This is a genomic window from uncultured Caballeronia sp. (assembly GCF_964243625.1).
Classification (GTDB): Bacteria; Pseudomonadota; Gammaproteobacteria; order Burkholderiales; family Burkholderiaceae; genus Caballeronia.
In genome coordinates, this window is the sequence record NZ_CAXTGZ010000222.1 from 1 (window position 1) to 9012 (window position 9012).

Annotated in this window: 9 protein-coding genes; all 9 read left to right on the forward strand. The window is 60.3% G+C overall.

Annotated features, from left to right (window positions below; genetic code table 11):
• A partial coding sequence (locus tag ACFFAR_RS16305) for an HAD-IC family P-type ATPase (protein WP_375508133.1) occupies positions 1-694 on the forward strand: 694 nt, incomplete at its 5' end.
• 80 nt (positions 695-774) lie between these two features.
• Positions 775-1356 carry a potassium-transporting ATPase subunit KdpC gene (gene kdpC / locus ACFFAR_RS16310; RefSeq protein WP_062002240.1) on the forward strand — a complete coding sequence of 194 codons (582 nt, stop codon included), beginning with the start codon at positions 775-777 and terminating at the stop codon, positions 1354-1356.
• Complete coding sequence (locus ACFFAR_RS16315; protein ID WP_174363197.1) at positions 1356-4151, forward strand: DUF4118 domain-containing protein; 2796 nt, start codon at positions 1356-1358, stop codon at positions 4149-4151. Before kdpC ends, ACFFAR_RS16315 begins: the two co-directional genes overlap by 1 nt.
• Positions 4148-4846 (forward strand): two-component system response regulator KdpE, encoded by a 699-nt coding sequence (gene kdpE / locus ACFFAR_RS16320; protein ID WP_075360253.1) that lies wholly within the window; start codon positions 4148-4150, stop codon positions 4844-4846. Before ACFFAR_RS16315 ends, kdpE begins: the two co-directional genes overlap by 4 nt.
• Positions 4847-5214: 368 nt before the next feature.
• Positions 5215-5559 carry a hypothetical protein gene (locus tag ACFFAR_RS16325; protein ID WP_231941475.1) on the forward strand — a complete coding sequence of 115 codons (345 nt, stop codon included), beginning with the start codon at positions 5215-5217 and terminating at the stop codon, positions 5557-5559.
• Positions 5560-6072: 513 nt separating this feature from the next.
• Positions 6073-6822 (forward strand): IclR family transcriptional regulator, encoded by a 750-nt coding sequence (locus ACFFAR_RS16330; RefSeq protein WP_075360255.1) that lies wholly within the window; start codon positions 6073-6075, stop codon positions 6820-6822.
• A gap of 43 nt (positions 6823-6865) precedes the next feature.
• Positions 6866-7621: a transporter substrate-binding domain-containing protein gene (locus tag ACFFAR_RS16335; RefSeq protein WP_062002229.1), complete on the forward strand. Its 756-nt coding sequence runs from the start codon at positions 6866-6868 to the stop codon at positions 7619-7621.
• Positions 7622-7637: 16 nt separating this feature from the next.
• A complete protein-coding gene (locus ACFFAR_RS16340) occupies positions 7638-8306 on the forward strand; it encodes an amino acid ABC transporter permease (protein WP_062002228.1) in 669 nt (222 codons plus the stop codon).
• The coding region (locus ACFFAR_RS16345; protein ID WP_375508134.1) for an amino acid ABC transporter ATP-binding protein at positions 8303-9012 on the forward strand (710 nt) is incomplete at its 3' end. The genes ACFFAR_RS16340 and ACFFAR_RS16345, both read left to right, overlap by 4 nt.

The following is a 9012-nucleotide window of genomic DNA, read 5'->3' on the forward strand; positions in this document are numbered from 1 at the left end:
CATCAAGGAGCGCTTTGCCGAGCTGCGCAAGATGGGTATCAAGACCGTGATGGTCACGGGCGACAACCGCCTGACGGCCGCCGCTATTGCAGCGGAAGCGGGCGTGGACGACTTCCTGGCAGAAGCGACGCCGGAAGCCAAGCTCGCCACTATCCGCAGCTACCAGGCCGAAGGCCGTCTTGTCGCGATGACCGGCGACGGCACGAACGACGCACCGGCGCTTGCCCAGGCCGACGTTGCCGTGGCGATGAACACCGGCACGCAGGCGGCGAAGGAAGCCGGGAACATGGTCGATCTCGACTCGAACCCGACCAAGCTGATCGAGATCGTGGAGATCGGCAAGCAGATGCTGATGACGCGCGGCTCACTCACCACGTTCTCGATTGCGAACGACGTGGCCAAGTACTTTGCCATCATCCCGGCTGCGTTTGCGTCCACGTACCCGCAATTGCGCGTGCTCGACGTGATGCATCTGAGCTCGCCGTCGTCGGCGATCCTGTCGGCAGTGATCTTCAACGCGCTGATCATCGTGGTGCTGATTCCGCTTGCATTGAAGGGCGTGAAGTACCGGCCGCTCGGCGCAGCGTCGCTGTTGCGCCGCAACCTGCTCGTGTACGGCCTCGGCGGCATCTTGCTGCCGTTCCCGTTCATCAAGATCATCGACATGATTTTGACGGCGTTTGGCTGGGCCTGAACTTGCGGGTGAGCGGCCGGTTTTGCAATCGCTTGCTTCCGGCCGCACCGAACCTCGTATTTTTAACTGGATAGTTCATCATGAAAAACATCATTCGTCCTGTGATCGTGTTGTTCGCGGCGTTGACCATTGTGACCGGGCTCGTATATCCGGTCGTGGTCACCGCCGTGGCTCACGCTGCGTTTCCGGGTCAGTCGAACGGCAGTGTGATCGAGAAGAACGGCAAACCGATCGGCTCTGAACTCATCGGCCAGCAGTTCGATGCACCCGGTTATTTCTGGGGCCGTCTCTCGGCGACATCGCCGAATCCGTATAACCCGACTGCATCGGGCGGCTCGAATCTCGGCCCGACCAATCCCGCGCTCGCCGATGAAGTCAAAGGCCGCATCAGCGCGTTGCACGATGCCGATCCCGCCAATACGGCTCCGGTTCCCGTCGATCTCGTGACCTCGTCGGGCAGCGGTCTCGATCCCGAGATCAGCCCCGCTGCGGCCGCATACCAGATTGACCGCGTCGCGAAGGCGCGCAAGCTCTCGCATAACGATGTCGATGCACTCGTTCAACGCGCGACCAGCGGCCGTCAATTCGGGATCCTCGGCGAAGCGCGTGTGAACGTGTTGAAGCTGAACCTCGCGCTTGACGAACTGAAGCCCGCAAGCTGATGGACCGTCCCGACCCCGACGAGCTGCTCGACAAGATCCAGCGCGACGAAGAGAAGAAACAGCGCGGCAGGCTGAAGATTTTCTTCGGTGCATCGGCTGGTGTCGGGAAGACCTATGCGATGTTGCAGGCCGGGCGCCGGCGCCGCGACGAAGGTATCGATACCGTTGTCGGTATTGTGGAGACGCATGGCAGGAAGGAGACGCTCGCGCTCGTCGAGGGGCTCGAAGCCGTACCGCTGACCACGTATGAATATCGTGGACATCAGTTGCCCGAGTTCGACCTCGACGGCGCGCTCGCAAGAAAGCCGCAACTGATTCTCGTCGATGAACTCGCGCACTCGAATGTGCAGGGCGCGCGGCATCTGAAGCGCTGGCAGGATGTGTACGAGCTGCTCGATGCCGGCATCGACGTGTACACCACGGTCAACGTGCAGCACCTGGAAAGTCTCAACGATATCGTCGGGCAGATCACCGGCATTCGCGTGTGGGAAACCGTGCCGGATCGCGTATTCGATCTCGCCGATGAAGTCACGCTAGTCGACTTGCCGGCCGAAGAGCTGCTCGACCGGTTGAGGGACGGCAAGGTGTACTTGCCGCAACAAGCCGCCAATGCGGTCAGGAATTTTTTCCGCAAGGGCAATCTGATTGCGCTGCGCGAACTCGCGCTGCGGCGTACCGCGGACCGGGTGGACGCGCAGATGCGAGAGTACCGCGCGGATCAGTCGATCAGCCGGATCTGGCAGGCGCGCGAGCGGTTGATCGCGTGCATTGGTCCGGGTCCCGAAAGCGCCGCGCTGGTCCGCTCTGCCGCGCGCCTGGCCGCAAGCCTGAAGGCCGACTGGCTTGCTGTATATGTCGAGACGCCCAAGCTTCAACGTCTGCCCGACGTATGGCGCAAGCGTACGCTCGACGCACTCAAGCTCGCGTCCGAACTGGGCGCCGAGACGGTCACGCTCGACGGCACGGATGCGGCCGCGACGCTGGTTGCGTACGCGCGCATGCGCAATGTATCGAAGATCGTGGCAGGCGCCTCCGATGCCCCTACATGGCGGCGCGTCTTCGATCAGCCCGTTGCGGAATCGATTGTCCGGTTCGCCAACGATATCGATGTGACCCTGGTCGGCGCGGGCGCGGCGAAACAAGCGAGCGAGCAGGGTGAGCGCATGCCGAGGTTCTCGGGCGTCTTGAACGAAGACCGCTCGCCGCCCAATGCGTATTTCCATACGGTTGCAGTCGGAGTCGGCATTACAGCGGTGGCACGGCTGTTGTCGCATCACATCGATCTGACGAACCTTGTGATGTTGTATCTGCTCGGTGTGGTCTATGCCGCTGTTCGGCTGGGGCGCGGCCCGGGTGTGCTGCTCTCGTTCCTGAGCGTCGCCGCATTCGATTTCTTTTTCGTTCCGCCGGAGATGTCTTTCGCGGTATCGGACACGCAGTATTTGCTGACGTTCTTTGTGATGCTGCTCACATCACTGACAATCAGCCAACTCACGTCTAACCTGCGCCGTCAGGCGCGGGTTGCGTCATTACGCGAGCGCCGCACCGGCGCCATGTATGCGATGACGCGCGAACTTGGCGGCGCGTTGATGACGGAGCAGATCATCGAAATAGGATCGCGGCATGTGGGCGAGATTTTCCAGGCCAAGGTCGCGGTCCTTCTCCCGGACAGCACGGAGAAGGTCCGGCAGAAGATGGACGATCCCGACCCGCAAGTGACGCTCGATGCGTCCGGGCTCGACCTGGACATTGCGCAATGGGTGTACGACCAGCAGAAGCCGGCGGGACGCGGCACGGATACGTTGCCTGCAAGCCATGCGCTGTATCTGCCGCTGAAGGCGCCAATGCGTACGCGTGGCGTCCTCGCGCTGATCACCGCAAACCCGGAAGAACTCGCGGTGCCCGAGCAGCAACGCATGATCGATACCTTCGCTTCGCAAATCGCGCTGGCGCTGGAACGCGTGCATTACGTCGAGATCGCGCAGGACGCATTGGTGAACATGGAGTCGGAGCGCATGCGCAACTCGCTTTTGTCGGCCATCTCGCACGATTTGCGCACGCCGCTTACTTCGATTGTCGGCTTTGCATCCATGCTTGAAGAACAGCGCCGCGCGCCCGATGCCGCCTCCGACAACTCCCGCGAGCTGGTTCATGCAATCCATGAGGAGGCGCTGCGCATGAGCGGGCTTGTGACCAACCTGCTGGATATGGCGCGCCTGCAGGCGGGAAGCATACGGCTCAATCGCCAGTGGCTCATGCTCGAAGAAGTGGTCGGTGCAGCGCTCGCGGTGTGCCGCCGAACGCTTGCGGGACATCCTGTGCAAGTGCGTGTGCCCGCGGATCTTCCGCTGATACAACTCGACGCGGTTCTGTTGGAACGCCTGCTTGCCAACCTGTTCGAGAACGCGGCCAAATACACGCCGGCCGGAGCGGGCCTCTTCATCAAGGCGGCGATCGAAGACCATGACGGCGAGCGCTTCGTGAGGGTGTGCGTGGATGACGACGGACCCGGCTTGCCCTCGGGCATCCAGCCCATTCTCTTCGATAAATTCACGCGCGGCGAAAAGGAGTCGGCCAAGCCGGGAATCGGTCTGGGTCTCGCGATTTGCCGCGCGATAGTCGAAGCGCATGGAGGAAAGATCGGCGCTGAAAACCGCCGGGGCGCTGACGGAAACGTGCTGGGCGCGCGTTTCTGGTTCACGTTGCCGGCAAGCGGAACGCCGCCCTTCGAAGCCCTTCCCGATGAAAGCAGTGCCGAGCCGCCAGATGTTGCATCGAACGCGGACCGCCCATGAGCGAGCCCACGTTGACCGTCGTCGTGATCGAGGACGACAAGCAGATTCGCCGGTTCGTACGCACGACGCTGGAAGCGCAAGGCATGAATGTGTTCGAAGCGGAAACCGGGCAACAGGGCTTGCGAGAAGCGGCCTTTCGTTTGCCGGACCTGATCGTGGTCGATCTGGGTTTGCCGGATACTGATGGCATCGATGTCATTCGGGAGTTACGCACTTGGACCGAGCAACCCGTGATCGTGCTGTCGGCGCGAACCCATGAGGACGCAAAGGTCGCGGCGCTCGACGCCGGCGCGGACGATTACCTCACGAAACCCTTTGGCGTGTCCGAGCTTCTTGCGCGCATCCGCGCGCAGTTGCGGCGGCGAAATCGTGGCGGCCAGCAGGAAACGCCGCAGGTGCGCTTTGGCACGGTCACGGTGGATCTGTCGGAAAGACGGGTCACGCGCGATGGTGCGCAGATACATCTCACGCCCATCGAATACCGGTTGTTGACAACGCTGGCCCGCCACGCCGGCCGCGTGATTACGCATCAGCAGTTGCTGCGGGAAGTGTGGGGACCTGCATATGTGGAGAACCAGCACTACCTGCGCGTTTATATGGGGCATCTCAGGCACAAGCTGGAAGCCGATCCCACGCAACCCCTGCATATCTTGACCGAGACCGGCGTTGGCTACAGGCTGGCAGGGACGCAATAGTGAATCGCTGACTTTGACGCGTTATTGATAGCGGATGCCGCACTTTTATCCTGATCGACACGTCAAGCAGCGTAGCCTTCGTGAACTCTCATCACAAGACTCCGCAATGCATTCACTTCGAGCATTGAAAGCGCGCGCCAAAGGCTACGCGCAGCGCGTGGCTTTTCATATGCGTCAGTTCTCGGCGAGCCTGCATGCGTCGAGGGATGAGTCGACCAAGGCGCCTTGAGATGATCGTTAAGCACAGGGGCGTGGATTTTCCAAAGTATTGATGTCGCGCCTGCTTTAGTTGAATTGCATCAAGCCGTTTGCCCCGGGCCTTAGCCCGCTGCAAACGAATACACCAGAACAACCAAGAGTGCACAACCGTGTTGAAGCTTCATACCGCGATGCGTATCAGGGGAACGGCCAAGGTCATTTGTGTGGCGATCGTCGCAAACCAGGTGATGACCTCCGCATTTGCTTATGTCGTAAGCCAGCTCGACCCGAACACGCCGACCTTCGTCACGACTATTTTCAGCTTCGTTACTTGCGGGCTGGTAAGCATGTGGCTGCAGGGCGATGCCCGGCGCGCATATTTACGCGCTCGGGAGCAAGGATGCATTACGCCGGTCAGCAAGACTAATCCGGCGCTCAAGATTTCGCCGGACTGCCCCAAGCCCTGGCTAGTGATTCTGCATATAGAAATGAATCCGGCAGCAGTAGGTCTGTAGACCGCCGCTTAGGCGTCGGCTCACTTGTTGCTGCCCGCGCCTGTTCCGTACAGACCGTTGTTAAAGCCACCGGCGCCTTCGGTCTTATGTTGCTTGCCGGCAGTCATGCCTCGCCCGTTCCCGGTAGCGTCCTTCGATTGCGGCTTGAGCGACTTGTGTACGGTGGATGTGGACGCGTCAGGCGAGGTTCCGGCCGCCGACGTCCGGTTATCTTGCGACGAGCTCCCGTTTCCTTGCGAAATCTGCGCAAGGCTGTACGTGCTGACATCCGCTCGCTCATGCGAGGGCGCACGATATTGGCATCGGATAATCCCTCCACATTCTCCCGCCAGTGCGCGCGCGCGTGCGCTTCGCATGCGGCGTCGAGAAGGAGAGGGAACCCCTTTACTTGGAAAAACGCCGATTTTCGGGAAAACCCTCCCGTGTAATTCCCATCGGACGGGAATCGTATTTTTGAAACGTGGGAATTATCTGGCATTCTGAATTCCGTCGCCATTTCGCTTTCAACCTCTTATGGACACGGAAAATACCGTCACCGGTGCAGAACGCGTTCTGCTGGTCTTGTCGGCGCTTGCCAGCCATGGGAAGGCAATGTCCGTCAAAGATTTGCTGGGGGTGACGGGACTCGCGCAAAGCACCCTGTACCGGCAGATTGCGTTGCTCAAGCGCTGGGGGTTCGTCTCGGAGAATGCGGGGTATTACGCACCCGGTCCCATCAGTTTGCAACTCGCGCTCGGCTTCGACGGCAATTCGCTGCTGGTCGAGGCCAGCCGCAACGAGATGCAGCAGCTCGCGCGCTTTTCACAGGAGAGCATTGGCCTTGTCGTCGCGGTGAACAACCAGGTGATGTGCCTTGAGATGATCGACAGCCGGCACTCGCTGCGGTGCTCATTTGAAAAGGGCCGGGCCGTGGCGTTGAAGGCGGGTGCATCGGCGAAATCATTGCTGGCCTTCATGCCCGAGCGAGCGCGCACGGATGCCCTCGACAGCATGTTTCACGACGACATTGCCGACCGCGCCACGATAGAAGCCGAACTGGAGCAGATTCGCACGCAGGGGTTTGCCGTCAGCGACAGCGAGGTCGATCCGGGCGTGTGGGGCGTGAGCGTGCCGATCTATCATCGCGCGGGGCGTGCGGCCAGCAGCAGCGCGTCAATCACGCTGATGGCGCCGTCCACGCGCGCGGCCGGCCGCGAAAGGCAATTCATTGACGCGACGCTGCGATCCGCCCGCGCAATTTCCGAACACATGCAAACCGACTAATCCGCTTGAGCCACGCTGGTCCAAACCTTGAAGGAGTTCCCAAATGAAGCTGCACCGATTGCTCGCCCTCACGTGCCTCACGCTGGCCACCACTTTTGCGGCGCTGCCGGGCATCGCCTCAGCGCAAGTTCCGGCTGTGCTGCGGGTCGCCACGGATGCCACGTTCCCGCCAATGGAATTCAGCCAGGACGGCGCACGCGCCGGTTTCGATATCGATGTAATGAATGCGCTCGCCAAGACGATGGGAACACGCGTCGAATGGACTGACATCGACTTCAAAGGTTTGATCCCGGGTTTGATTGCACATCGCTTCGATGCAGCCATCTCCGCCATCTACATCACTGACGAACGCAGCAAGGTGGTTGATTTCGTCGAACCGTACTATGCAGGTGGACTCGTGGCGCTGGTGAAGAGCACTTCACCGATCAAGACGATGGCCGACCTGAATGGCAAGAAAGTCTCGGTGCAAGTCGGCACGAAGTCGGTCAACTTCCTGCGTGACAACTACCCGCAAATCACGCGTGTCGAAGTTGAAAAGAACCAGGAGATGTTCGATCTGGTCGGCATCGGCCGGGCCGACGGCGCAGTAACCGGCAAGCCGGCTGCATTGCAACTGGCCAAGACACGCCCCGGCTTCCGGGTGCTCGACAAGCAGTTGACGACCGAGGAATACGGTATTGCCGTGCGCAAGGACGAGCCGGAATTGAAGACCGCATTCAACGCCGCGCTGGGGAAGATCAAGGCGGACGGCACCTATGCGGCGATCGTCAAGAAATGGTTCGGCGCTGCTGCTCAATAACCCGCGAGTCATAGACATGGAACTCGATTTTTCGCCGGTCATTGCCGGCTGGGCAGACATCGTGCACGGGACGGTGACGACGGTGGAAGTGACAGCTGCCGCGCTCGCGCTGAGTTGCGTGCTTGGGCTGCTCATCGGCATCGGGCGGCTCACGCCGCAACGCCGGATCGTGTACGGTTTCTGCACCGCTTATCTGACGTTTTTCCGCGGCACGCCCTTGCTCGTGCAACTGTTCTTGCTGTTTTTTGGTTTGCCGCAATTCAACATCCTGCTGCCGGCGTTCTTGTGCGGGGTATTGGGTCTCGGACTTTATTCGGCGGCTTATGTGTCCGAGATCGTGCGCGGGGCGATCCAGTCGGTCGACCGCGGGCAAATGGAGGCAGCCCGGTCAATCGGCATGTCCTCGGGACAGGCGATGCGTGCAATCATTCTTCCCCAAGCGGTTGTGCGGATGATCCCGCCACTGGGCAATGAATTCATCGCCTTGATCAAGAATTCGGCGCTCGTGTCATTGCTGACCATTGACGATCTGATGCACGAAGGACAGAAGATCATTAGTGTGTCGTACCGTTCACTCGAAGTGTATCTGGCCATTGCGCTGGTTTATCTCGTGTTGACGCAGGCGACGAATTACGCGCTTCACCGGGTCGAGCATCGGCTGCGCGCAGGAGGAATGGTGCAATGAACAACACATCCCAACCTATCGTCCAGATTCGCGGGCTGACCAAATCGTTTGGCTCGCACGTTGTGCTCAACGGTATCGACTTCGACATTCAGCCGCAGCAAGTGGTCGTTGTGATCGGACCCAGCGGTTCGGGGAAAAGTACATTTCTGCGCTGCTGTAACGGTCTGGAACAAGCCGAAGGTGGCACCATCGATATCTGTGGTCATCGTCTGGTCGATCAGGGCGTCATGCTGAAAGAGCGTTCACTTAACGAATTGCGTACTGAAGTTGGCATGGTGTTCCAGTCTTTCAATCTGTTTCCGCATCTGTCGGTACTGCATAATATTACCGTCGGTACCCGGATGCTGCGCGGCGCGAGCAAGGCTGACGCCGAAGCGGCTGCGCTCGCGCTGCTTGAGAAGGTCGGTCTCGCACACAAGGCGCACGTGATGCCTGCTAGTCTCTCGGGCGGTCAGAAGCAGCGTGTCGCGATAGCCCGCGCGCTGGCCATGCAGCCGCGCGTCATGCTGTTCGACGAACCGACTTCCGCGCTCGATCCCGAACTCGTCGGCGAGGTGCTGCAGGTCATGAAGCTGCTCGCCAGCGAAGGCATGACCATGGTGGTCGTCACACACGAAATGAACTTTGCGAAAGAAGTTGCTGACACTGTGGTGGTGATGGACGGCGGGGTGATCCTGGAATCCGGTCCGCCGGAAGTGATCTTCAG

Excerpts from the sequence above, each read along its gene's own strand:
- kdpC (WP_062002240.1), top strand. The coding sequence starts at position 775 with ATGAAAAACATCATTCGTCCTGTGATCGTGTTGTTCGCGGCGTTGACC.
- ACFFAR_RS16315 (WP_174363197.1), top strand. The coding sequence starts at position 1,356 with ATGGACCGTCCCGACCCCGACGAGCTGCTCGACAAGATCCAGCGCGAC.
- kdpE (WP_075360253.1), top strand. The coding sequence starts at position 4,148 with ATGAGCGAGCCCACGTTGACCGTCGTCGTGATCGAGGACGACAAGCAG.
- ACFFAR_RS16330 (WP_075360255.1), top strand. The coding sequence starts at position 6,073 with ATGGACACGGAAAATACCGTCACCGGTGCAGAACGCGTTCTGCTGGTC.
- ACFFAR_RS16335 (WP_062002229.1), top strand. The coding sequence starts at position 6,866 with ATGAAGCTGCACCGATTGCTCGCCCTCACGTGCCTCACGCTGGCCACC.
- ACFFAR_RS16340 (WP_062002228.1), top strand. The coding sequence starts at position 7,638 with ATGGAACTCGATTTTTCGCCGGTCATTGCCGGCTGGGCAGACATCGTG.